Origin of the sequence: Streptomyces sp. NPDC093097 (genome assembly GCF_044754325.1) — a bacterium.
Taxonomy (GTDB): domain Bacteria; phylum Actinomycetota; class Actinomycetes; order Streptomycetales; family Streptomycetaceae; genus Streptomyces.
The window spans coordinates 293,490-314,844 of the sequence record NZ_JBIVOW010000005.1 but is presented as its reverse complement, the minus strand read 5'-3'; the positions used below and the strand labels follow the sequence as shown (position 1 = coordinate 314,844).

The window sequence follows — 21,355 nt, the reverse complement described above, 5'->3', positions numbered from 1 at the left end:
CCTCATGTCCGTGCGTCACGACGGGGCGGCGTCGGCCGGAGCCCGGACATGACGCGCGCCGTCCCTGGGCTCTGCGCGCTCCCGCGCTCCTGAATTCCTCAAACTTCCCTATTTCTCTTGCAGGTAGGGAAGGTTACGGTAATCGCATGAGCGATCGTTTCTACTCCGTGGAGCAGGTGGCGGCATGGCTGGAGCTGCATGTGCGCACCGTCCGCAACTACATCCGTGACGGGCGGCTCCCCGCGGTCCGGATCGGCAAGCAGTACCGCATCGCGCACGAGGACCTGGAGGCCTTCGCCGGCCGCCCGGTCCCCGCGCCCGACGGCGGGCCGGCCGAACGGCGGCGCCACAGCGAGGCGTCGAGCATCGTGGAGATCGAGGGCGTCGGTCCCGAGACGGCCGACCGCTTGAGCACGCTGCTGGTGGCCTCGGTCGCCGACCGCGGCCCGGGCGCCCGACCGCTGCGGATCGAGACGGTCTACGACAAGGACCGGGCCCGGATGAAGGTCGTCGTCCTGGGCGGACTGGCCGACACGGCCCGGCTGTTCGCCTACATCGAGGGGGTGCTCACATCATGAGTACGAGTACGAGTACGAGTACGAGTACGAGCGCGGGGACGGCGGCGGGGGCGAGTGCCCTCTACAAGTCCGAAGCCGGGGCGGCGCAGATCCTGGACCGCTACCGGGAGGTGTTGAGCGGCTGGCCGGTGCCGGCGGAGCAGGTGCGGGTGCCGACCCGGCACGGGGAGACCTTCGTCGTCGTCTCCGGGCCGGAAGACGCGCCGCCCGTGGTGCTGTTGCACGGCTCGGGAGCGAACGCGTCGATGTGGCGGGACGACGTCGCCTCGTGGTCCCGGCACTTCCGCACCTACGCCGTGGACGTCGTCGGCGAACCGGGCCTCAGCGCCCCCAACCGGCTGCCGCTCGCCTCCGATGCCCATGCGTGCTGGCTGGACGACGTGTTGGAAGGCCTCGGCGTCGGCGAGACGGCCGTGGTGGCGACCTCGCTCGGCGGGTGGCTGGCGCTGGACTACGCCAATCGCCGGCCGGAGCGGGTGACGCGGCTGGCGCTGCTGTGCCCCGGCGGCGTGGGCCGGCAGAAGACGGCGTGGATGTTCAAGGTGCTGCCGCTGCGGATGCTCGGGCGGAAGGGCATGCGGCGTTCGGCGCAGATCGGTACGGGCCTGGAGGCGCCCGAGTGGGCGGCCGTGCTCGACACCGTGGTCCTGACCTTCACGCACTTCCGGCCGCGTACGGAGCGGCTACCGGTCTTCTCCGACGAGGAGTTGGGACGGCTGGCCATGCCGGTGCTGGCGGTCGTCGGGGGCCGGGACGTCCTCTTCGACTCCGCGGGGACGGCGCGGCGCCTGCGGGCACAGGTGCCGCAGGCGACGGTGCACCTGCTGCCCGAGGAAGGGCACGCCCTGCCCGGCCAGACCGCAACCGTCCTGGAATTTCTGCGGAGTTGAGTGACCCGTCGGCGTGGGCCGGCCACCCCGCGCACGGGACTGGCGCGGCACACCCTGGGTACGGTTCCGCCGATGACCGTGCCGGTGCACTGGACGCTGCCGAGGCGGGTGGGCGACCGCAGCCCACCCGCCGCCGCTCGTGACGCCCACCGGACCGGCGCCACCACGCCGCGCCACCCCGACGCCCCGAGGAGCACGCATGAATCTCCGTGACGACGCCCGCGCCCTGACCGACGACCTGGTACGGCTGCGCCGCACCCTGCACCGCATCCCCGAGGTCGGCCTCCAACTGCCCCGCACCCAGGAGGCGGTACTGGCCGGACTGGACGGTCTGCCGCTCGAGGTGACCACCGGCGAGGGGCTCAGCTCGGTGACGGCGGTGCTGCGCGGCGGGGCTCCCGGGCCGGTCGTCCTGCTCCGCGGCGACATGGACGCCCTGCCGGTCGCCGAGCACACCGGCCTGGACTTCGCCGCCGACAACGGACGGATGCACGCCTGCGGCCACGACCTGCACACCACCATGCTCATCGGCGCCGCCAGACTGCTCGCCGCGCACCGCGAACGGCTCGCTGGCGACGTGGTCTTCATGTTCCAGCCCGGCGAGGAGGGCTTCGACGGCGCCCGGCATATGCTGACGGAGGGGCTGCTGGACGCGGCCGGTCGGCGGCCGGAGGCGGCGTACACCGTCCACGTGCTGTCCGCGGGGCTGCCCAGCGGCGTCTTCAAGACCCGCGGCGGCCCGGCGCTGGCCGCGGCCAGCACGCTGCGGGTGACCGTCCGGGGTGCCGGCGGACACGGGTCGATGCCGCACCGCGCCAAGGACCCGGTGCAGGCGGGCTGTGCGATGGTGACCGCGCTCCAGACCTGGATCACCCGCACCTTCGACGTCTTCGACCCGGTGGTCCTGACCGTCGGCACCTTCCACGCCGGCACCCAGAAGAACATCATCCCGGACACCGCGGCCTTCGAGGCGACCGTCCGCAGCTTCTCCGACGCCGCCCAGGCCCGGCTCAAGGACGGCACGGTGGAGGTGTGCCGGGGCATCGCCGCGGCGTACGGGGTCGAGGTGGACGCGGAGTTCGCCGAGCTGTACCCGGTGACCGTCAACGACCACACGGAGGCGGAGTTCGCGGCGCACACCGTCCGCGAGGCCCTCGGCGAGGAGCGCTTCGCCCCGCTGCCCCAGCCGCTGCACGGCTCGGAGGACTTCTCCCGGGTCCTGGACGAGGTCCCCGGCGCGATGCTCTTCCTCGGCGCCCCGCCGGCCGGCGCCGACCCCGAGCACAGCCCCAACAACCATTCCCCGCTCGCCGAGTTCGACGACGCGGTACTGGCGGACGGCACGGCGCTCTACGCGGAGCTGGCGGCCCGGCGGCTGGCACACCCCGCCCGGCCGTAGACGCGGCTACCCGCGGGGCTCGTGCCGAGCGGCGTGGGAGAGATGCGCGAGCACGCGGTCGGCCTCGTCCAGATGCGGCTCCCGGACGACGTAACGGGTGATGCCCCAGCGCCGCTCGTGGCCGGCCATGGCGGCCGCGATCTCCTGCACCGTTCCGACCCACGCATACGGCGAGGCCAACACCTCGGCCGTGGTGGTCTCGAAACGCTCGGCGATCCGATGTGCCGCACCCTGGGCGTCGTCGGTGATCTCCACTGTCTGGACCAGTGCCTCACGGCCGGGGGCGGCCACCCGGCCGGCGGCTCCTTCTTCGACGAGGGCCACCTGCCGGTCGATGTCCTCACCGCTCCACCGCGCCTCATGGCTGAACCCGTCGGGCAGCGTGCGCCCCAGTCCGCTCAGCGCCACGACGTCCGCATGCTCACCGGCCCACCGAAGCAGGGTCGAGTTGCCCCCGCCGAACGTGAAGGGCACCGGCTGCTGGATGGGCAGGGGAGCGGTGAGCCGGGCCTCGTACGCGCGCGCCTCGGGGCCGTCGAGAGTGACGGTCTCGCCCGCGAGGAGCGCACGGCTGGCCTCGGCCACGGCCACGAAGCGCCGCACGCGCCCGGCGACGTCGGGCCGCTCCCTTCCCAACATGGCCCATTCGGCCGGTGTGTGGCCTGCGCCCAGTCCCAGCCGCGCGCGTCCGCCGGAGAGCACGTCCAAGGTCGCGACGTCCGACGCGAGCAACAGCGGTTCGCGGACGCCGGCATGAGAGACATAGGTACCAAGACCGAGGCGCTCGGTGACCGCAGCGGCGGCGGCCAGAGCGACGAAGGGGGAGGCGACAGCGCCGGGATGATCGGCCGCGAGCAGCGCGTCGTATCCGGCCGCCTCCACACGAGAGGCCAACGCCGCCCAGGAAGCGGCATCGCGGGGCTTCGCCTGCACTGAAATGACGGGTATCGACATGGCCGCAAACTAGGCCCGCCAGAGGCCGGACGAAGGACGTTCCGCGGGAGGCGAACATCCCTCCGCCCCTGGCGTACCGACCAGCCGCAGCCCACAACGCCCGAACCGCCACGAAACCAAGGCTCCCACCGACGTCCATGACAATTGAGGGCTTCTTCCAACCTCTGCTCATGGCGCGTGCCGACTCTTGAAGCGGATGCCGTCCTGGTCCTCTGGTCTGCTGGGGGACGCCGCCTCGGAGCCCGGCACCCCACCCCGCCACCACCCCGGCATCCTCCACGTCAAGAACTCAGTAGCGAAGTCGAGCCATCGCAGGCGAACATGCACCGCATGACTGACCAACCCGCGCGGTGGACCGAGGCAACCGTCTACCCCGACATGTGGGCCGATCCGGACACGGACCCCCGCAACAGCAACGGCCCCAGTCCGGACGGGGAACTCGCCACACTGCACGACTGCCTGACGAACTACCGCATGACCCTGCGGATGAAGTGCGAGGGCCTGGACGCGGAGCAGTTGGCCCGCCGATCGGTTCCGCCGTCGACGATGTCACTGCTCGGCCTGATCCGGCACCTCGCCGAGACGGAACGGGACTGGCGCGACTGGATCAGCGACGGTGACCCGCAGCCGAAGCTGTACGGCAAGCGTGACGCCGACTTCGACGGAGCGGTCGCCGAACAGGCGGTGGTCGACGCCGCGTACGCCGATCTGGAGCGTGAGCAGGCCGCGACCGACGCCGCGCTGGCCGAGCACCCGGACCTGGGCGCGCGGGTGGGGAAGGACGGCATCGCGATTCGGGAGCTGATCGTGCACCGGATCGACGAGTACGCGCGCCACTGCGGGCATGCCGACCTGCTGCGCGAGTGCATCGACGGACGAGTGGGCCAGTAATCATCCCCCTCAGGCATGGACTTGGGATCCCGGCCCGACTCCGGCCGAAACCTCGGACGCGCCTGGACGCGATTCCACGGAACCGGTGCGGAGCCATGGCGGGCCCGCCAGGATGGGGCGGGTGACAGCTCCGACCCCAGACCTCTGGCACCACTACGGCCGCACCCGCGCCGCGCACGACCGCGCCGTCCCCGGGACCTTCTCCTGGAACTGGGCCCAGAACGGCGGCCCCGCCGCGGAAGTCCTCGGTGAGCTGGCGGGACGGGTCGTCGGCGACCTCGGTGCCGGGTCCGCCCGGCACGCCGCCCATCTGGCCGCCCACCACCAGCCCGCCAGGGTCGTCGCCCTCGACGCCTCACCGGCGCAGCACGCACTGGCCACCGACCTCTTCGGCCACCTCGCGCCGCGCCTGCGCCTGGTGGCGGCCGAAGCCGTGCCGTACTTGCACGGATCGGCCGACACCTACGACGTGCTGTACAGCGTCTTCGGCGCACTGGACTTCACCGACCCGCGCGAGCTGCTGCCGGCGGCAGCAGCCGCCCTGCGGCCCGGGGGCCGCCTGGTGTTCTCCACCCTCGCCCACTACCTCAACGGCGTGCCTGCCCAGGCCGACGTCGTACCCGCCGACATCCCGGCGCGGACACCGGAGGGAGCACCGACCACCATGCGCCGCTGGGTGCTCCAGGGACAGGTCTGGACGACGGCCCTGCACACGGCCGGGTTCACCCGGATCACCACCGACGTGCTGCCGTCCACCACCGAAGGTCCGCGCACCGCCGACACGCTACTGGTGACGGCGTTCCTGCGCTCCTGAGTGGCCGAAACCCCAGCACACGAACGGCCGTTGAAGTGCCATGGCGGCAGCAGCCAGTGCTGAGTAGTCGTCCGTAAGTGCGGCGCGGCCACCGTTGCTCCTGGCCACAAGCCAGGTTGCGCCAGCAGCAGCATCGCCCGGGGTATCTGGTCCGGTGTCCGGCCTTGCCCCGTCCCGTTTCCCGTTCGGAGCGCTCCTGGGCTCTTCTCGGCGTCGAGGTTCAGGCCCCTGTCGTCGGTCGCGGGGCTACGCTGACCCGATGATCGAGGACGGCGCCGCCGACAGGGGCAGTGTGACCACGGTGCGGCGGATCGGCGAGACGATCCGCCGGCCGGTCGGCGAGTGGACGCCTGCGGTGCATGCCTTGTTGACCCATCTGGAATCGGTGGGCTTCGCGCGGGCCCCGCGGGTCCACGGCACCGACGGCACCGACGAGGTGCTCTCGCTGCTGCACGGCGAACCGGCTTTCTCACCCTGGCCGTTGGCCCTGCGGTCGACCGTCGGAATCAGCGAACTGGGGTCCTGGCTGCGTGACTACCACGACGTCGTCCGGGACTTCCGGCCGCCGGCCGACGCACGGTGGCAGGGTCAGGAAGACGAGTGGCGGCCAGGCACGGTCATTCGGCACGGCGACCTGGGCCCGTGGAACTCCATCTGGAACGGCGACCACCTGTCCGGCTTCATCGACTGGGACTTCGCAGCGCCCGGCGAAGCCCTCGACGACCTCGCGCAGCTTGCCTGGTACGCCGTGCCGGTGCGGCCCGTCGAGCAGCAGCGAAGGGCACTGGGCGCCGGCGAGCACGCCTTGCGAAGTCGCCTCGACGCCCTGTGCGCGGCCTACGGGGCCCAACCGGCGGCAGTCCTCGACGCGTTGGATACCGTCCAGTCCCGCGAGGCTGCGCGCATCGAACGGCTCGGCCGGCGAGGCCGCCAGCCATGGGTGACGTTCCTCGCCCGCGGCGACGCGGCCGAGATGCTGGCCGAACAAGCCTGGCTCCGTTCGGAACGCGATGTTCTCCTCGGCGGTTCGGGCGGCTGAGCACGGCCGGTGGTGTCGGCGGCGTGCGGTGAGTCGGCGGGACTCCACTCGTCCTCGCAGGGATGATCCGCGCCGGTGCCCTGCCGCAGTGCGTGATCCTCAGGGGTTGCGCGTGGCGGGTGGTCGGGCGGGAGGCTGGTCGGATACCCGAGGGGAAGACGACCGACTGCTGTCGCGTCGGCTCGTGCGCTTGGGGCGGCCCAGGACGACTCCGGCCAGGATCAGGACCAGTCCGCCCAGTTGCTGCCCGGTCAGCACCTCCCCGGCGACCGCTGTGCCGAGCAGTACGCCCGTTACGGGGTTGAGCAGTCCGATCAGCCCGACTGTTCCCGCGGGCAGGTGCCGCAGCCCGGTGAACCAGGCGGTGAAGGCCAGTGCGGTGGCGATCAGGGCGACGTAGCCGAACGCGAGGACCGTCGGTGTGGAGAGTGGGGGCGGAGGGCCTTCCACTGCCGCCGCGACCGGGAGCAGGAACACACCCCCGGCGATGAGTTGCCAAGAGGTCGAGGCAAGAACATCGGCGCTACCGCTCCACCGCTTGGCCAGGATGTAGCCGAAGGACGACACCAGCATGGCGGCGGCCGAGGCGAGGACCCCCGGCACGCTCACCCCTTCCACCCCGGTGAGCACCATGAGGCAGACCCCGCCCAGTCCGATCGCGGCGCCGGCGAGGTGGGCGGCCCGGGGCCGCTCGGAGGCCAGGGGCCAGGCGATGAGCATCATCGTCAGTGGGGACATGGCCATGACGGTCGAGGCGACGCTCGTCGGAAGCAGTTGGGAGGCGGCGTAGACGAGTACGAAGAAGACGCTCATGTTGAGCAGTCCGAGCACCGCGGAGCGCCACCACCACGCACCGTGCGGCCGCTGCCGGCGCAGGGCCAGCAGGACCAGGCCGGCGGGCAGCGCCCGCAGGGCGGCCCCGTAGAGCGGGCGGTCGGCCGGCAGGAACTCGTGTGTGACGAAGTAGTTGGTTCCCCAGGCCACCGGCGCGATTGCGGTCAGCGCCACCCAGCGCATATTAGCTTCCATGGAAGCTAATATAACTTCCCCGGAAGCTATCATGGTGTCCATGGAGCACCGCCAACCACTGGACCGCGTGGCCCGCATTCAGGCCGACTGGCACCGCGAACGGCCCGACGTCGACGTCAGCCCGCAGGGAGTGATCGGCCGACTCCACCGCCTGGCTGGCCGGCTCACCGAGGAACTCTGTCTCGTCTACGGCCGCTACGGTCTCGGCGAGGGGGAGTTCGACGTCCTGTGCGCCCTGCGCCGCGCCGGCGAGCCCTACGAACGGGCGCCCGGCGAGCTCGCCGCGCACACCATGGTCACCACCGGCGCGATGACGAAGAGAATCGACCGCTTGGAGCGAGCCGGACTCGTCACTCGCCGCCGATCCGGCGACGACCAACGCGGCCGGATCGTGGCGCTCACCAAACCTGGGCGAGATCTGATCGACAGAGCCTTCACCGATCACATGCACAACGAACGCCACCTGTTGGACCTGCTGACGCCTGCCGAGGCCGAGTCGCTCGAGACGCTGCTCACCACCTGGCTCGCCCGCATGGAACATCCGCGCACCCCCGACGCCGAGTGATCTGCCGCCCTCCGGGCGAACCCTGATGGACTCCGCCATGGACATCCGACCGCGGCTGCAGCCCACGACCGGCCAGTTCACCGTCCCGATCGCCTGGGGGCGTTGCTCAGGGGGCACTTGTGAGGGGGCCGCCCCGGCGGGCGTTCGTGCGGGGAAAAGGCCCGCCGTGGCGAGCCGCTGAACTCCTGGCGGGCAGATCGGGATGTATGGAAGACGGTCCTGGGCCGCAATCCTCGGCCCGCCTACGCCTGTTCGGGGTAAAAGAACGACGCCTGATCGGTTAACGCCAGGCGGTGTCGGAAAGAGCGATAGCGTCCGCAGTCCTGACGTGGTAACGCTTTCTTCGGAGGAGCTGTGCGGAAATTCGCGATTCTAGCTGTGTCCGTTCTCGCGGCGGCCGGTTCTGTAACAGGATGCGCCTCCTCGTACAAGAATTCCTCCACCCAAGGGGATGCCGACCGGTCCGCATCGCGCTCCGGTGACGTCGCCGCCTCCCACGGTGAAACCCCCTCAGGGCCGGCTGCCAAGGTCCTCTTGAAGGGAGGGAAGAGCGGACACTGTATTCAACGGGCCGGTGAGCGGGCGCGTATGGCCGCCTGCGACAAGGAGAACGCTGACCAAAGACTCATGGTCGTGCCGTACTCCGGGTATCGCAAAATCCAGGTTGCCGGTAAGGACGTATGCATGGCCGCGGTCAGCGTTTTCAAGCGCGTGTCGGCGGTGCGCTTCAATAAATGCGCAAACGACGTCAGTCAGAAGTGGCAACGCACGGAAGCAAGAGCCTTGTGGAGTCGTAACGCGGCCGTGGTGGGTGGCAGTAAGTGGATCAAGGCCGGGCCCGCCTTCGTCGAGCTGGGACACGAAGCGCAGAGGTGGACAGGGGAGAAGTGGGGCTGATCCCCACGCATCTTCAGCCTCGCTGGGAGGCGACCAGGCTTCGGCGTGGCCGCGAGCCCGCGCTACTTGTGGCAGGGGCCCGGCCGAGGCGGTTGAACGCTGAGCCGCCCTTGCTTCCCGTGCGGCACGCCGTGGCCGAGGGCCCTCCCTGCAACCGTCCTCAGTGGTGCCAGGGCAGTTGAACCGGATGAGCGGGGATGCGTCCAGCCGCCAGTTCGGCCGCCAGCTCGGCCAGGCCGAAGGGATAGACGGTTTCGTCGGTGGCCGCCAGGTCGGCGAGGGGCCACCAGCGATACCCGGCGTGGTACTTGCTCTCGTCCGCGCCCTGCCCCGTCACATCGACCTGGTGGGTCGTGACACGAAGAGCGAAGAAGACGTCCCGGAAGATCCCTGCTGCCCATCCGACATCCGCGTATCCGGAGGTCTCCGCGACTGCCGGCCCCAGGGCCTCCGGCTCCACGGACAGGCCCGTCTCTTCGCGCAGCTCGCGGGCTGCCGCCTCGGCCAGGGTCTCCCCGTCCTCGACGCCACCGCCGGGCGTGCACCATCCGTGGCCGCTCTCGGGGGCGTCCGGATCCACGTGGAACTTCAGCATGAGCAGCCGGTCCAGCTCGTCGAGCAACAGAACGCGGGCGGAGACGCGGCGATAACTTTCCTGATCGGGCATGCCGGCAGCGTAATCGGGGCGAAGTCGTCAGGCTGTTGAGTTTCTCGGTCCGGGGAAGGGTCTTCTGGTTCGGCCTGGTCGTCGGGTTTCGTCGGTTCGTGCCCGCGGTGGTTGACGCCCTTGGGTCGGTGGTCCGCATGAGGCGGCCGGGATGCTTGCGCGGTTGTGCGGGGCCGGTCAGAGTGGCAGGGCGTGCTTGGTGTCCGATATTCCCGGTCTGTTGCTTTTGGTGGAGGCGTTCCGCATGGAGGAGTTCGAGCAGTGGGACATCGTCACCGGGGTGGGGCTGACCGCGCTCGGTGTCGCCGCCGGGCGGGCACTGGAGACCGAACGGCCCGACCGCCTGGTCAGCGACCCCTATGCCGAGGCTTTCGTGGCGGCGGCCGATCCGCCGATGCCGGTGCCGCGGCGGCTCGCCGACATCGCGGAACTCCCCGACGTCGCACGTGACATGTGGACCTCGCTGTCGTCGTACCTCGGTGTCCGCTCCCGGTTCTTCGACCGGTTCCTGACGACGGCGGCGGCCGGCGGTATTGCGCAGGTGGTGGTGGCCGCCGCCGGACTGGACACCCGGGCCTTCCGGCTGGACTGGCCGCCGGGCGTCGAGCTGTTCGAGATCGACCAGGCGCGGGTGCTGGAGTTCAAGGACGGTGTGCTCGGCGGACTCGGCGCCCGTCCCCGGTGCGCCCGGCACGTCGTCCCGGTCGATCTGCGGGACGACTGGCCGGTGGCGCTCCGGGACGCCGGATTCGACCGAGGGCGGGCGACCGTCTGGCTGGCCGAGGGGCTGCTGCCCTTCCTGCCCGCCGACGCCGAGCGGCTGCTCTTCGACCGCATCAGCCACCTGTCGGCGCCCGGCAGCCGGCTGGCCGTGGAACACCTGGCGCCGAGCGTCCGGCCGATCATCGAGGACCCGGAATACCGCGAGGCCGGGCGGCAACTCGGCGTCGACATCGTCGAGTTGTGGCACTTCGAGGGCAAGGAGGATCCCGGTCGGCCGCTCGCCGCCGCCGGTTGGGACGTGCGGTCGGTGACCGCGCCCGAGGTCGCGGTCCAGTACGGGCGGCAGCTCCACGGCCTGATGGGGCGCACCGTGGTGCACAGCCGCTTCGTCACCGCCGAGCGGTAGGGCCCGTCCGACGCGGTGGCGTGGACCGGCCCGTGGTCTCCGGTGCCGTGCGTCGCGACGGACCCGCTCGTCCCCGTACCAGGGGTACGGGGACGAGCGGGACCCCCAACGGGGCGGTGTGCAGTGCCAGATGTTCCCCGGCGGTGGCTGTCAGACCCGGGCGCCGGTGTCCCACCGGTCCCGGCGCGGTGCCGTGCGGCGGTTCGGGCGCGGTGCCGTACCGCCGCGCCGTTCCAGGACGACGGCCAGGGGGGTCGCGGTGAACACCGACGACCATGTGCCGACGACGATGCCGATCAGCAGCGCCAGGGCGAAGTCGGTGAGGGTGTCACCGCCCAGCGCGGCGAGTGCGGCCAGGATGAACACCGCTCCCATGCCGGTGTTGACGGTGCGTGGCACGGTGTGCAGCACCGCGAGGTTGGCGAGGTCGGGGAACGGGGTGCCGCGGGTGGTGCTGCGTAGTTCCCGGACACGGTCGAAGACCACCACCGTGTCGTTGACGGAGTAGCCGATCACGGTCAGCAGGGAGGCGAGGAAGACGCCGTCGACGGGTTTGCCGAGCCAGGCGAACACTCCGACGAGCACGATGACGTCGTGTGCCATGGCGACGACGGCCGAGAGGGCGAAGGCCCACCGGAAGCGCACAGCGAGATACACCAGCTGCGCGGCCAGGGCCAGGCCGAGGGCGAGCAGTGCGCCGTTGCGCAGTTCGCTGCCCAGGCTCGGGCCGATCAGTTCGTCCCGGACCTTCTCCGCTCCGTTGCCGAGCTTGTCGACGACGCGGTCCGCCGAGGCCAGTTGGTCGGCCGAGAGCCGTTCGGTGCGCACCGTCAGGCTGCGGTCGCCGGAGGTGGTGACCTGTGCCCGGTCGAGGCCGGCGGTGCCCAGTGCGCTGCGGGCGTGTTCGGCCTCGACCGGTCGGGAGGTGGTGTACTCGATCATGCGGCCGCCGGTGAACTCCACGCCGTAGTCGAGGCCGCGGACGGCGATGCCCGAGGCGGCGAGGAGCGTGGCGACGACGCTCAGCGCCAGCCAGCGGCGGCGGTGCCGCATCAGGTGGGGGCGGCGGTCGGTGAGCCAGGTGCGGACGCGGCCGAGGCCGGCCAGGCCGGTGAGGCGTGGGCGGCGGAGCACCGGGCCCCGGGTGACGGCGAACTCCGCCAGGACCCGGGTGATCAGCAGTGCGCTGATCATCGAAGCGCCCACTCCGACGCAGAGGGTGACGCCGAAGCCGCGTACCGGTCCGGAGGCGAAGGCGAACAGCAGCCCCGCGGCGAGCAGGGTGGTGACGTTGGAGTCGGCGATCGCGCTGAACGCGTTGCGGAAGCCGGCGGCCAGGGCGCTGCGCAGGGTGCGCGGACGTGCGCGGGGGCCGGCCGCGTACTCCTCTCTGGCGCGTTCAAAGACCAGCACGTTGGCGTCCACGGCCATGCCGATGGCCAGGACGAATCCGGCGAGGCCGGGGAGGGTGAGGGTGGCGCCCAGGGCCAGCAGTGCGGCGTAGGAGATCAGTGCGTAGCAGGCGAGGGCGAGTGTGGCGAGTGCGCCGAGCAGGCGGTAGACGACGGTGAGGAACACGGCCGTCAGGGCGATGCCGATGACTGCGGCCTGGGCGCTGGAGGTGATCGCGAGGGCGCCCAGGGTTGGGCCGACGGTGCGCTGTTCGACGACGTCCACCGGGACCGGCAGTGCGCCGCCGTTGATCAGCAGTGCCAGTTCCTGTGCCGTGTCCTGGTCGAAGCCGCCGGTGATCTGGGTGTTGCCGCCGGTGATGCCGATGCCGCAGGCGACGGACGATTCGACCGCCGGTGACGAGATGATCTTGCGGTCCAGGACGATGGCCGCGCGGCGGGCCGGATCGCCCGGTGCGGCGCAGGCCGCCTTGCCGGTCAGCTGGGCCCAGGCCCGTTCGCCGGTGTCGCGCAGTCCGAGTCCGACGGACCAGCCGGTGCCGCGCTCGGCGTCGAACTGGGCCTCGGCGCGGTGTACTTCGGCGCCGGTCAGGGCCGCGGGGCCGAGCCGAAGTGGGGTGCCGGAGTCGTCGGGGAGGACGGTGGCGCGGTCGGCGGGGGCGGTCTTGGCGTCGGGGGCGGTGCCCAGTACCGGGTGGACGGTGAGTTGGGCGGTGCGGCCGAGGACGGCTGCGGCCTCGTCGGGGTCGTGGACGCCGGGGAGTTCCACGACGATGCGGTGGTCGCCGGCGCGGGTGAGCTGCGGTTCGCTCACGCCGAGGGCGTCCACGCGGCGGCGGAGCACTTCCAGTGTGCGGTCGGTGGCGTCCCGGTCGGCGGTGGCGGTGGGGGAGTCGCGGGTTTCCAGGACGAGTTGGGTTCCGCCGCGCAGGTCGAGACCGAGCCGGATCGGCTGGGTCAGGGTGAGGAAGACGGACAGGGCAAGGATGGCGAGCGCGAGTAGCGCCCGCACCCTTGTGGCGCGGGTCAAGATGCCTCCAGCAGGCATGGGTGGGCCGCGGGTGCGGCCCGGTGGGATGGATGTGCGGTGGGGCTGGAGGCGGGGCGGGGCGCGGTCCCGGCACCGGCCGGCGTAGCTGAGCGAGTCGGCGGTGACGGTGGGGGGCGGAGCGTTGCGGGCTGTGCGGCGTGGTGGGCCCGCGGTGCGGAGGGTGGGGAGGGTGCCGGGTGGCGGGGTGTGGTGGGGGAGGTGGCGTGGTGTGGGGCAGGTGAGGTGGGGGAGGCCGTGGTCGGCGATGTCGTGGGGTGCGGTGGGGTGCGCCCGGGGCACGGTGAGCGGGGCGGCGGTGGCCGCCGTCGCGGCTGAGGTGAGCCCGGGGAGGACGAGGGCTATCGCGGCGAGGAGGGCGAGCAGCGCGGAGCGGCGCCGATTGGTGCCTGTCGCCACCGTCCTGTCTGCCCCTGCCCTGCGGGCGGCGACGGGAAGGTGACGGCAGAACTCAGCCATGTGAGCAGACACAGTACGCAAACCCTCCCTTACCGAAACTCTGCCATGCCCTCGCTTCCGGTGACCGGCCGGGCCCGTCCCCTCCCTACAGGCGACGTGGCCGGCTCGTATCCCGCGGCGGCTTCCCCAGGTCAACGCATCAAGCTGGCAAAGAAGTTGCAATACCGGGCAGTAGTCGACGGAAAGGTGGCCGAAAGATGTCGGTGCCGGAGGACTGGAGGGGACGCGGCCCCAGCAGCTGATCGAACTGCACGCGGATCGGCCGCCCGCCGCCCGCGTCTACGACGTCCTGCTCGGCGGCAAGACGAACTACCCGCGGACCGGGAGGCGGCCGACCGGACGCTCGCGGCGCTGCCGCGCGCCGCCACCCTCACACGCCAGAACCGCGCCTTCATGCACCGCGCTGCCCGCCATCGGGCGGCCGAGGCCGGCGTGCGCCAGTTCCTGGACATTGGCACCGGCATCCCGACCTCGCCCGACCTCCACGAGAGCGTGCAGTCGGACGGGAGCTGACGGACGCCCTGGCGCCCGGCAGCTGTCCGGCCCTGACCTACGTCAGCGAAGACTTCGAGCCGGACGCGCTCCAGGAGGTCTCGGACTCCTCCAAGGCCAAGGGCTCCCAAGTCGACGCGCACAGAAGGAACGAGGTGCTGCGCTTCTTCGACCGCTTCGACCGCTTCGACGGCTTCGACCTGGTCGATCCCGGCTGACGGTGGTCCACCGGTGGCGCCCGGACCCCGTGGAGCTGGGCGCCATCACCTGCTCCGACACGGACGTTCCGCTGTATGCCGGGGTCGGCCGCAAGGGCCGAGCTGCCCCGTGAACGCCGTTGCGTCGGCGGTCGGTTGGCGGGCCGGGTGTCAGTCGGCGGCCGGCAGTGCCGCCCACACCGCCTTGCCCGCGGCGGTCGGGGTGGTCCACCCCCATGACGAGCTGAGGCAGTCGATGATGTGCAGCCCGCGTCCGCTCTGGGCGAAGTGGTCGGCCTCCCGTATCACCGGGACGTCCGAGCTGTGGTCGCACACCGTGCACAGGACGAGGTCCCGGCAGCGCAGCAGCCCCAGCCAGAGGGGATGCGGGGTGGCGTCCCGGGGCTGTCCGGCGGGTCCGGTGAGCCCGTAGCGCAGGGCGTTGGACAACAGCTCGGTGACGACCAGCATGGCGTTGTCGGCGACGGGCTTGAGGTTCCAGCCGCTGAGGGTGGCGCCGGTGAACCGGCGTGCCTCCGAGGCTGCCTGGGCGTCCGCCACGAGGGCGCGGGCGGCCAGACCGTCGGGGCGGATGGCGCGGCCGTAGCCGAACGGGAGGAAGCGTGGGGCCTGGGCGAGCCAGTTGTTGAGCGACTGGCTGGGGAACGGGGCGGCAGTCGGTCCTGCCGTGCGGGTGATCATCACGAGCTCCGTGGCGCCTTTCAGACCTTCGTCACGAACGGGTGATCCACGACCACTATCCCTGGCCGCCGCTGGCGCTGCAAGTGCATCTGCAATTACATTCGAGTCAAACGTAATTGCATCGGTAAGTGCAGCCGCACGTGCGGCAGTTCCCGATGCCTGATGAGACGCCTGCGCGGCGAGCAAGGGAGTGGCGGGATGCAGCAGTTCGACAACGGTGTGTCCGCAGACCTGATCCAGGGTGCGGTCTGGAGGAAGAGTCAGCGCAGCGCCCCCGGCGGCGACTGCGTGGAGGTCGCGAAGCTCACCGACGGCGGCTTCGCCGTCCGCAACTCCCGCGACCCGCACGGGCCGGCGCTCGTCTACACCCGCGCCGAGATGGTCGCGTTCATCGGCGGCGCCAAAGACGGCGACTTCGACGCGATGGTGGGCTGAGTATGCCCCCGGGCGGGCTCGTCCCGGGGGCCCGCCCTGTGAGCCTGCCCACCCACCTCTCGTAAGTTGGCGCGTTTCTGTACCTGACGGCCGGTAAGTGGGACACTGGGTGTATCAACACTGTCGCTTACGGGAGTTGGGATGACCGCCATGATGCGGCCGGAAGGCGAGCTGTCGATAGCGCGCTACCTGCAGGAGCCGCAGGTGGGGCCCACCGCAGCGCGTATCGTGCTGGGCGCCCAGCTCCGGCGGCTGCGCACCGCCGCCGACATCTCACGCGAGGACGCGGGCCGCGCCATCCGCGGCTCACACGCCAAGATCACCCGGCTTGAACGGGGACAAGTCGGATTCAAGCGAGCGGATCTGGCCGATCTCCTGACGCTCTACCACGTGTTGGAACCGGAGCGCCGCGCCGAGTACTTCGAGCTGGCCGACCAGGCCAACTCGCCCGGCTGGTGGCACGAGTACAACGACGTCCTGGAGGACTGGTTCGAACTCCACCTCGGCCTGGAGGAAGCCGCCGCGCTGATCCGGACCTACCAGGTGCAGTTCCTGCCCGGACTGCTCCAGACCGAGGACTACGCCCGGGCCGTCACCCGCATCGGCTACCCCAACGCACCGCAGGAGAAGGTCGACCGCCTGGTCGCCCTGCGGATGAAGCGCCAGGAGCTGCTGACCCGACCCGAGGCCCCACGGCTGTGGGCGGTGGTGGACGAGGCCGTACTGCGCCGTCCCTTCGGTGGCACCGAGGTGATGCGCGCCCAGCTGCAACACCTCCTCAAGGCGACCGAGACGTTGAGCGTCACGCTGCAGATCGCACCGTTCAGCGTCGGCGCCAACGCCGCGGCCGGCGCCCCCTTCAGCATCCTCCGCTTCTCCGAACCCGAACTCCCCGACAAGGTCTACCTGGAACAGCTCACCAGCGCCCTGTACCTGGACAAGCAGGACTCGATCGACCAGTACTCGGCAGTGATGGACCGCTTGTGCACGGAGGCCAACACGCCGGCGCAGACGGCTGAGTTCCTGAAGGCGTTGCTCGACCAGATGGGCTGAGCCGGGCCGTCGGCCGTCGTGCCCCGCTACTTTCGGGCAGGACGGCCGGCGCGCCTGACGGAGGGCCGGGACAGCTGCCCGCACCGCTATGAGAGCGGTGCGGGCAGCTGTCCTTCGCGTAAGGGGCTGAGCGCCACGAGGCATGCCGTTCCTCCCATGGGTCATGGGGCGGGGGATGGGCACCGTGGACCACGAGAGTTGCGGTTCTGCCGTCTCCGCCGCGGGCCAGGGTCGGCAGATTTTTTGAAACCGGCACCGGCATACGCCGACCAACTGGCAAGGCCCGTAAAGGTCATGCCGGTAGCGGCAACCTGGGGGCGTCAGCGGTGATGCTACGTTTGGCGGTGCTGCCTTCCCGCTGGATCGTTGACGCCCGGGCAGGGGGAGCTCGTGGACGATTGGGGTTGGGATGCGTTTTGCTTTCTTCGGTTGGCTGTTACACCACATCAATGAATTCGGGTACAGCCACGGCGCCCTGCACGGAACGGTGGGGACGATAGCCCTGCTCCTGGCCGCAGGCGTACTCGGTGCTCTGCTCTACCGAATCGACGGTATCCGGCGCTTCCACTTCGCGGCGCCGACCATAGCGACCGTGCTTTTCGGCGCCGGGGTCGTGTGGCTCATGGTCAATTGACGGCCGGGTCATGCCGATGTGAGGGCGTCTCGGAGCACGGTCGTCCGGTGTCCTAAGTCGGCCCGGGGCCTTTACGTTTGCAGGTCGTGTGGGGTCGTTCCTTCGTCGAGTGCCCGTGAGGCGTCAGCGCGCGAAATCGGGCCTTTCCTGTGCGGGCAATGTCCGCATTGTTCGAAGCGGTGACAGGAAGTTGGGGACGGCGCTCAGCGTCATACCGGCTGCACCGATCCACAAGGTGCCTGACGCTCCGCATGCAGTGCCCAGGACTCCGCCCAGAAGTCCGCCGAGAGGTATGCCGCCCCAGGAGGCGAAGCGAGCCGTTGCGCTCACCCGGCCCAGCAGCCGATCCGGTGTCAGTGCCTGTTGGAAGCTTGACTGGGCCACCACGCGGACGACTCCGCCCAAGGAAAGGCCCGCGAGACCGGCCGCGGCCACGTACACACTCCAACCCGGTCGCGCCAACGGCATCAGGACGGTCAACGGGCAGGTGACCAGCGGCGCGAGACAGACGACCGGACCTTGCCCGACCCGCTTGGCGATCCTGGTCGCCAACAGTGCGCCCAGAAAGGCGCCACAGCCCATTCCCGACAGCACGAGGCCGACGCCGAAGGGCCGGAGGGCCATGTCCCGCTCCAGGAAGACCAGCAACATGGTCTGGTACATGACCAGGAAGAGGTTGAATATCGCGTCCGCCAGCATGATCGCCCGTAGGGCAGGGTGCTTGAGGACGAACGTCAGCCCTTCCTTGACCTCGCGCCCCAGTTGGGGATGTTCACTCGGTTGCGGTTTCGGCTCGCGCCTGCGGATGGTGGTGGTGAGCAGCCCTGACAGGGCCATCCCGGCCGAACTCGCCACAAGCGTTGCGGGCGCCCCGATCAAGCCGACCAGCGGCCCTGCAACCGTCGGCCCGCTGATGCTGGTCACCGAGCGTATCGCCGACAGTTTCGCGTTTCCTTCCACGAGATTGCCGCGTCCGACCACGTGCGGGAGATAGCTGACGTAGGCGACATCGAAGAAGACGGTCAGGATTCCATGGGCCAACGCGACCACGTAGAGCCACCAGATGGTGAGCAGGCCGGCGTGCCAGGCGATCGGTATCGTCAGGAGGGCCAGCGCGCGCACAAGATCAGTGCTGATCATCACCGACCGTTTCTGCATGCGATCCACCCACGCACCTGCCGGTAGCCCGACCAGGAGCGAGCCTGCCGTGGTCATCGCGGCCAGCAATCCGACCTGGAACTCGTCGGCGTTCAACGCTGCGAGGGCAACCAGGGGCAGGGCCAGAAAGAGGATGCGGTCGCCCAGCTGACCGAGCGCGGTGGCGGCAAACAGGCACCCGAAGTCCGGATCGCGCAGGAGTCCAAGCCGGGTGGGTGGTGACATGGGGGTCTCCTACTTCGGACAGGGAAGCCGTTCCACAGGCTTCTATGGATTCAGCGGATTCAGCGGCTACGGGCGATCGATTCCGAACTCGTAGACCATTTCCCGGCGGACGTCCGGGATGACGATGTCGGCTGTTTCCACCGGACGCCCGTCGGTGTCGTAGAGGGTCCGCTCGATGCGGAGTACCAGGTCCCCGATGCTGATCCCCAGGAGGTTCGCCTGGGCCTGAGTGGCACGACCCGGGCGCGGCACCTCGACCACGGTCTCGATGGCCACGCCGATGGAGCGCATGCGCTCGACCACCCCCTTGCCCGCCAGGGGACCCGTCTCGGGCAGCACGATGGGTGTTCCCGCCGTGATCGCCATCGGCTCCCAGGAGGTGGAAAGTTGGACGGGGTGCCCGTCGGTGAGGAACTCGTAGTGCGTGGTGACGCAGAGGTCTCCGGGGCTGATGGCGAGCCGCTCGGCGACCGCCTCGGGGGCGGGGATGCGCACCTGACTGTGGGCATCCCAGGCATCCGCCCTGCCCCGCTCCCGCGTGGCGGGGCAGGGGGACGAGCCTTCCCGGCGTTCGCGGTGCCGCGAGCGGACCAGTCTCAGGCGCTCGCGCGGGCTGCGGACGTAGGTGCCCGAGCCGGCGCGTCCTTCGAGGAGCCCGTCGATGATCAGACGGTCCATGGCCCTCTGCATGACGTTGCGCCCGACCCCGTACTCCTCGGCGAGGAGTGCCCGAGACGGCAGGCGCGCCCCGATCTCCCACTCTCCCGAGAGGATCCGTGCGCGCAGCACGTCGGCCACTGCGAGGTACGGCGCCTCTCGGGGCATGGGTGATCCTCCGGTGTTCTGTTCCGCGGCAGTTGGTCGTTCCCAGTGCGTTGGCAAGCTACTGCACCCGGTGAAAGCTGCTGGAGTAGCAATACGCTCGGCGGTCATGCCGTCTCGGGCGACGAGGCGGCGTTCTCGTTCCTGCTGGACGTCTCGTCGTGAGGGCGGAAGCGGTGTGTCGGGCACGTCACGTGAGGTGTGAGGGCGAGCAAGTGCGGGGCGGGCGCCGTCAGTTCTGCCCGATTACGGGCAGGAATGTGGACGTTCCGCGGGCGCAAACCTAGGGTGATCATTCGTGGTTGCGGCGGCGGTAATGGGGGCTTTTGCCCTGATGTGCCGATCGTCGCCGGACAGGCAACCCACACATCACCCGACGAGAAAGGGCACCTGTATGCGCTCCCTTCCCGCCAGTGCCGAGGCCGTGGTCTTCGACTGTGACGGCCTGCTGGTCGACACCGAAGCCTGTTGGACCGTCGTGGAAGCCGCTCTCTTCGCGGCGCATGGCCATCCCTTCGGTCCCGAACAGAAGGCCGTGGTCATCGGCCGCACCGTGGAGGCTGCCGGAGAGGCCATGGCCCGGTACTTCGGGCGTCCCGGGGCCGGTGCGGAACTCGCCGCCGAACTCCTCGAAGGGGCCCGCAAGGAGCTGGCCCGAGGTGCCGCAGCCCTTCCCGGGGCGGCGGAGCTGGTGCGTGCCTGCCGGGCGGCCGTCCCCGTCGCCGTGGCCAGCAACAGTCCCAGGGAACTGCTGGACGTGGCACTGTGGTCGGCCGGTCTCGCCGACTGCTTCACCCGGTCGTTCGCCGCCGACGAGGTGCGTTCCCCCAAGCCCGCACCGGAGCTCTACCTCACGGCGTGCGAGGCGCTCGGTGCGGACCCGGGGTCTTCCGTCGCGTTCGAGGATTCGGCGACGGGTGTCGCCGCGGCGCGTGCCGCCGGGCTCTATGTCGCGGTCGTGCCATCGCTGCCTGGGGCCGACCTCGACCACGACTGGCTGGGTGCGAGCCTGGCCGAACCCGAATTGCGGGGTTGGGCCGGAGGGTTGAGGCGTGGCGGTGTCTGCTGACCGCCCCCCTTCCGAGGGGGCTTCGTCGGGTGCTTGAGGCTGGTTGCCGTCCCCGGTGATCGGGGGCGGTGCGGATCGAGTATTGCAACGGTCGATCCAAAACGGCTAGGGTCGCGTCATGGCGCGACCACGGTTGTTCGACGAGGAGCGGGCCCTGGACGCGGCCATGCGCACGTTCTGGGAGAAGGGCTACGAGGCCACTTCCACCCAGGATCTGTGCGAGGCGACGGGGCTGGGGCGCAGCAGTGTCTACAACACGTTCAAGAGCAAGCACGACTTGTTCATGCGTGCGCTGGCCCACTACATCGACACCATGACGACCGCGCAGTTGGCCATCCTGGCGGACGCGCGGCTCAGTGCGGCGGACCGCATCCGTGCCCTGCTCGTCAGGATCGTGGAAAGTGACGCCGAATGTCGGGCGGGCGGGCGCAGCCTGGGCTGTCTGACGGTGAACACCACGGTCGAGCTGGCCGGCCGGGACGCCGGGGCGGCGGGGGTGCTTGAGCGCGACGCCGCCCGCCGGCTGGCGGCCCTGCGCGCGGTGGTCGAGGAGGGGCGGCGGGACGGCAGCATCACCTCGCCCCGGGATGCCGGGGCGCTGGCCCGCTTTGTCAACGCGGCCATCGCCGGTATGCGCGTCTCGGGCCAGGGTGGTGCCGACCGGGCCGCCCTGGAATCGATCGCCGAGGTCACCATGGACGCCCTGACCCGCTGACATGCGACGCCGCCCCGCGCGGCGTTCACGCATGCCCACGTTTTGAACTGATCAATACATAACCCGATCCAGGCACGCGCGG

At 70.5% G+C, this 21,355-nt stretch carries 23 protein-coding genes; 16 read left to right on the top strand and 7 right to left on the bottom strand.

Features of this window, described 5'->3' with window-relative positions; translation table 11 throughout:
* The first annotated feature begins 146 nt into the window (after nucleotides 1–146).
* The 3 genes from ACIQE0_RS11550 to ACIQE0_RS11540 all read left to right on the top strand — a co-directional run bounded on the left by ACIQE0_RS11550 (nucleotide 147) and on the right by ACIQE0_RS11540 (nucleotide 2,867).
* On the top strand, nucleotides 147–578 hold the full coding sequence (locus ACIQE0_RS11550) for a helix-turn-helix domain-containing protein (protein WP_402330865.1): 432 nt from the start codon (nucleotides 147–149) through the stop codon (nucleotides 576–578).
* Nucleotides 575–1,468 (top strand): alpha/beta fold hydrolase, encoded by an 894-nt coding sequence (locus ACIQE0_RS11545; RefSeq protein WP_402330863.1) that lies wholly within the window; start codon nucleotides 575–577, stop codon nucleotides 1,466–1,468. The genes ACIQE0_RS11550 and ACIQE0_RS11545 overlap by 4 nt, the downstream gene beginning before the upstream one ends.
* Before the next feature lie 199 nt (nucleotides 1,469–1,667).
* Entirely contained in the window at nucleotides 1,668–2,867 is a 1,200-nt protein-coding gene (locus tag ACIQE0_RS11540) for a M20 family metallopeptidase (protein ID WP_402330861.1), read from the top strand.
* A gap of 6 nt (nucleotides 2,868–2,873) precedes the next feature.
* Here ACIQE0_RS11540 and ACIQE0_RS11535 read toward each other — a convergent pair whose 3' ends face one another.
* Nucleotides 2,874–3,821, bottom strand: coding sequence for an LLM class flavin-dependent oxidoreductase (locus ACIQE0_RS11535; protein WP_402330859.1), 948 nt, complete (start codon nucleotides 3,819–3,821; stop codon nucleotides 2,874–2,876).
* A 321-nt stretch (nucleotides 3,822–4,142) separates the two neighbouring features.
* Here ACIQE0_RS11535 and ACIQE0_RS11530 point away from each other — a divergent pair, with 321 nt between their 5' ends.
* The 3 genes from ACIQE0_RS11530 to ACIQE0_RS11520 all read left to right on the top strand — a co-directional run bounded on the left by ACIQE0_RS11530 (nucleotide 4,143) and on the right by ACIQE0_RS11520 (nucleotide 6,565).
* The gene (locus ACIQE0_RS11530) at nucleotides 4,143–4,712 is read left to right on the top strand and encodes a DinB family protein (protein WP_402330857.1); all 570 of its coding nucleotides are present in this window, start codon (nucleotides 4,143–4,145) and stop codon (nucleotides 4,710–4,712) included.
* 121 nt (nucleotides 4,713–4,833) lie between these two features.
* Nucleotides 4,834–5,526, top strand: a complete 693-nt coding sequence (locus tag ACIQE0_RS11525; RefSeq protein WP_402330855.1) for a class I SAM-dependent methyltransferase — start codon at nucleotides 4,834–4,836, stop codon at nucleotides 5,524–5,526.
* Nucleotides 5,527–5,785: 259 nt separating this feature from the next.
* Complete coding sequence (locus ACIQE0_RS11520; RefSeq protein WP_402330853.1) at nucleotides 5,786–6,565, top strand: phosphotransferase; 780 nt, start codon at nucleotides 5,786–5,788, stop codon at nucleotides 6,563–6,565.
* A gap of 99 nt (nucleotides 6,566–6,664) precedes the next feature.
* Here the strand turns inward: ACIQE0_RS11520 and ACIQE0_RS11515 are convergent, their stop codons facing one another.
* On the bottom strand, nucleotides 6,665–7,582 hold the full coding sequence (locus ACIQE0_RS11515) for an EamA family transporter (RefSeq protein WP_402331066.1): 918 nt from the start codon (nucleotides 7,580–7,582) through the stop codon (nucleotides 6,665–6,667).
* A 52-nt stretch (nucleotides 7,583–7,634) separates the two neighbouring features.
* On the opposite strand from ACIQE0_RS11515, the gene ACIQE0_RS11510 reads away from it, so the two are divergent.
* Nucleotides 7,635–8,159 (top strand): MarR family winged helix-turn-helix transcriptional regulator, encoded by a 525-nt coding sequence (locus tag ACIQE0_RS11510; protein ID WP_402330852.1) that lies wholly within the window; start codon nucleotides 7,635–7,637, stop codon nucleotides 8,157–8,159.
* A 378-nt stretch (nucleotides 8,160–8,537) separates the two neighbouring features.
* On the top strand, nucleotides 8,538–9,056 hold the full coding sequence (locus ACIQE0_RS11505) for a hypothetical protein (protein ID WP_402330850.1): 519 nt from the start codon (nucleotides 8,538–8,540) through the stop codon (nucleotides 9,054–9,056).
* Nucleotides 9,057–9,216: 160 nt separating this feature from the next.
* Here ACIQE0_RS11505 and ACIQE0_RS11500 read toward each other — a convergent pair whose 3' ends face one another.
* Nucleotides 9,217–9,723, bottom strand: coding sequence for an NUDIX hydrolase (locus ACIQE0_RS11500; RefSeq protein WP_402330849.1), 507 nt, complete (start codon nucleotides 9,721–9,723; stop codon nucleotides 9,217–9,219).
* Between the two features lie 199 nt (nucleotides 9,724–9,922).
* On the opposite strand from ACIQE0_RS11500, the gene ACIQE0_RS11495 reads away from it, so the two are divergent.
* Nucleotides 9,923–10,852: an SAM-dependent methyltransferase gene (locus tag ACIQE0_RS11495; protein ID WP_402330847.1), complete on the top strand. Its 930-nt coding sequence runs from the start codon at nucleotides 9,923–9,925 to the stop codon at nucleotides 10,850–10,852.
* Nucleotides 10,853–11,002: 150 nt separating this feature from the next.
* Here ACIQE0_RS11495 and secD read toward each other — a convergent pair whose 3' ends face one another.
* Complete coding sequence (gene secD, locus ACIQE0_RS11490) at nucleotides 11,003–13,312, bottom strand: protein translocase subunit SecD (RefSeq protein WP_402331064.1); 2,310 nt, start codon at nucleotides 13,310–13,312, stop codon at nucleotides 11,003–11,005.
* A gap of 504 nt (nucleotides 13,313–13,816) precedes the next feature.
* On the opposite strand from secD, the gene ACIQE0_RS11485 reads away from it, so the two are divergent.
* Entirely contained in the window at nucleotides 13,817–14,284 is a 468-nt protein-coding gene (locus ACIQE0_RS11485) for an SAM-dependent methyltransferase (protein WP_402330845.1), read from the top strand.
* Entirely contained in the window at nucleotides 14,281–14,481 is a 201-nt protein-coding gene (locus tag ACIQE0_RS11480; RefSeq protein ID WP_402331062.1) for an SAM-dependent methyltransferase, read from the top strand. The genes ACIQE0_RS11485 and ACIQE0_RS11480 overlap by 4 nt, the downstream gene beginning before the upstream one ends.
* 150 nt (nucleotides 14,482–14,631) lie before the next feature.
* Here the strand turns inward: ACIQE0_RS11480 and ACIQE0_RS11475 are convergent, their stop codons facing one another.
* Nucleotides 14,632–15,162, bottom strand: coding sequence for an ATP-binding protein (locus tag ACIQE0_RS11475; RefSeq protein ID WP_366335533.1), 531 nt, complete (start codon nucleotides 15,160–15,162; stop codon nucleotides 14,632–14,634).
* A gap of 198 nt (nucleotides 15,163–15,360) precedes the next feature.
* Here ACIQE0_RS11475 and ACIQE0_RS11470 point away from each other — a divergent pair, with 198 nt between their 5' ends.
* From ACIQE0_RS11470 to ACIQE0_RS11460, 3 genes are all read left to right on the top strand, one after another.
* Nucleotides 15,361–15,597, top strand: coding sequence for a DUF397 domain-containing protein (locus ACIQE0_RS11470; RefSeq protein WP_366335535.1), 237 nt, complete (start codon nucleotides 15,361–15,363; stop codon nucleotides 15,595–15,597).
* 141 nt (nucleotides 15,598–15,738) lie between these two features.
* Nucleotides 15,739–16,650: a helix-turn-helix domain-containing protein gene (locus ACIQE0_RS11465; RefSeq protein WP_402330842.1), complete on the top strand. Its 912-nt coding sequence runs from the start codon at nucleotides 15,739–15,741 to the stop codon at nucleotides 16,648–16,650.
* 409 nt (nucleotides 16,651–17,059) lie between these two features.
* A complete protein-coding gene (locus ACIQE0_RS11460) occupies nucleotides 17,060–17,284 on the top strand; it encodes a hypothetical protein (RefSeq protein WP_366335538.1) in 225 nt (74 codons plus the stop codon).
* A gap of 123 nt (nucleotides 17,285–17,407) precedes the next feature.
* Here the strand turns inward: ACIQE0_RS11460 and ACIQE0_RS11455 are convergent, their stop codons facing one another.
* Nucleotides 17,408–18,667 carry an MFS transporter gene (locus ACIQE0_RS11455; RefSeq protein WP_402330840.1) on the bottom strand — a complete coding sequence of 420 codons (1,260 nt, stop codon included), beginning with the start codon at nucleotides 18,665–18,667 and terminating at the stop codon, nucleotides 17,408–17,410.
* A gap of 66 nt (nucleotides 18,668–18,733) precedes the next feature.
* Nucleotides 18,734–19,492 carry a GntR family transcriptional regulator gene (locus ACIQE0_RS11450; protein WP_402330838.1) on the bottom strand — a complete coding sequence of 253 codons (759 nt, stop codon included), beginning with the start codon at nucleotides 19,490–19,492 and terminating at the stop codon, nucleotides 18,734–18,736.
* A 391-nt stretch (nucleotides 19,493–19,883) separates the two neighbouring features.
* Between ACIQE0_RS11450 and ACIQE0_RS11445 the strand changes: the two genes are divergently transcribed.
* Together ACIQE0_RS11445 and ACIQE0_RS11440 are read left to right on the top strand one after the other, a co-directional pair.
* Nucleotides 19,884–20,558, top strand: coding sequence for an HAD family hydrolase (locus ACIQE0_RS11445; RefSeq protein WP_402330836.1), 675 nt, complete (start codon nucleotides 19,884–19,886; stop codon nucleotides 20,556–20,558).
* Nucleotides 20,559–20,676: 118 nt separating this feature from the next.
* Complete coding sequence (locus tag ACIQE0_RS11440) at nucleotides 20,677–21,273, top strand: helix-turn-helix domain-containing protein (RefSeq protein WP_366335544.1); 597 nt, start codon at nucleotides 20,677–20,679, stop codon at nucleotides 21,271–21,273.
* Nucleotides 21,274–21,355 lie beyond the last annotated feature (82 nt).

What these genes read in the sequence shown, in the direction of transcription:
- ACIQE0_RS11540 (WP_402330861.1), top strand. Translation starts at nt 1,668, where the DNA reads ATGAATCTCCGTGACGACGCCCGCGCCCTGACCGACGACCTGGTACGG.
- secD (WP_402331064.1), bottom strand. Translation starts at nt 13,312, where the DNA reads ATGCCTGCTGGAGGCATCTTGACCCGCGCCACAAGGGTGCGGGCGCTA.
- ACIQE0_RS11535 (WP_402330859.1), bottom strand. Translation starts at nt 3,821, where the DNA reads ATGTCGATACCCGTCATTTCAGTGCAGGCGAAGCCCCGCGATGCCGCT.
- ACIQE0_RS11440 (WP_366335544.1), top strand. Translation starts at nt 20,677, where the DNA reads ATGGCGCGACCACGGTTGTTCGACGAGGAGCGGGCCCTGGACGCGGCC.
- ACIQE0_RS11450 (WP_402330838.1), bottom strand. Translation starts at nt 19,492, where the DNA reads ATGCCCCGAGAGGCGCCGTACCTCGCAGTGGCCGACGTGCTGCGCGCA.
- ACIQE0_RS11545 (WP_402330863.1), top strand. Translation starts at nt 575, where the DNA reads ATGAGTACGAGTACGAGTACGAGTACGAGTACGAGCGCGGGGACGGCG.
- ACIQE0_RS11515 (WP_402331066.1), bottom strand. Translation starts at nt 7,582, where the DNA reads ATGCGCTGGGTGGCGCTGACCGCAATCGCGCCGGTGGCCTGGGGAACC.
- ACIQE0_RS11550 (WP_402330865.1), top strand. Translation starts at nt 147, where the DNA reads ATGAGCGATCGTTTCTACTCCGTGGAGCAGGTGGCGGCATGGCTGGAG.
- ACIQE0_RS11520 (WP_402330853.1), top strand. Translation starts at nt 5,786, where the DNA reads ATGATCGAGGACGGCGCCGCCGACAGGGGCAGTGTGACCACGGTGCGG.
- ACIQE0_RS11445 (WP_402330836.1), top strand. Translation starts at nt 19,884, where the DNA reads ATGCGCTCCCTTCCCGCCAGTGCCGAGGCCGTGGTCTTCGACTGTGAC.
- ACIQE0_RS11475 (WP_366335533.1), bottom strand. Translation starts at nt 15,162, where the DNA reads ATGATCACCCGCACGGCAGGACCGACTGCCGCCCCGTTCCCCAGCCAG.
- ACIQE0_RS11500 (WP_402330849.1), bottom strand. Translation starts at nt 9,723, where the DNA reads ATGCCCGATCAGGAAAGTTATCGCCGCGTCTCCGCCCGCGTTCTGTTG.
- ACIQE0_RS11510 (WP_402330852.1), top strand. Translation starts at nt 7,635, where the DNA reads ATGGAGCACCGCCAACCACTGGACCGCGTGGCCCGCATTCAGGCCGAC.
- ACIQE0_RS11485 (WP_402330845.1), top strand. Translation starts at nt 13,817, where the DNA reads ATGCCCTCGCTTCCGGTGACCGGCCGGGCCCGTCCCCTCCCTACAGGC.
- ACIQE0_RS11465 (WP_402330842.1), top strand. Translation starts at nt 15,739, where the DNA reads ATGACCGCCATGATGCGGCCGGAAGGCGAGCTGTCGATAGCGCGCTAC.
- ACIQE0_RS11460 (WP_366335538.1), top strand. Translation starts at nt 17,060, where the DNA reads ATGCGTTTTGCTTTCTTCGGTTGGCTGTTACACCACATCAATGAATTC.
- ACIQE0_RS11530 (WP_402330857.1), top strand. Translation starts at nt 4,143, where the DNA reads ATGCACCGCATGACTGACCAACCCGCGCGGTGGACCGAGGCAACCGTC.
- ACIQE0_RS11455 (WP_402330840.1), bottom strand. Translation starts at nt 18,667, where the DNA reads ATGTCACCACCCACCCGGCTTGGACTCCTGCGCGATCCGGACTTCGGG.
- ACIQE0_RS11470 (WP_366335535.1), top strand. Translation starts at nt 15,361, where the DNA reads ATGCAGCAGTTCGACAACGGTGTGTCCGCAGACCTGATCCAGGGTGCG.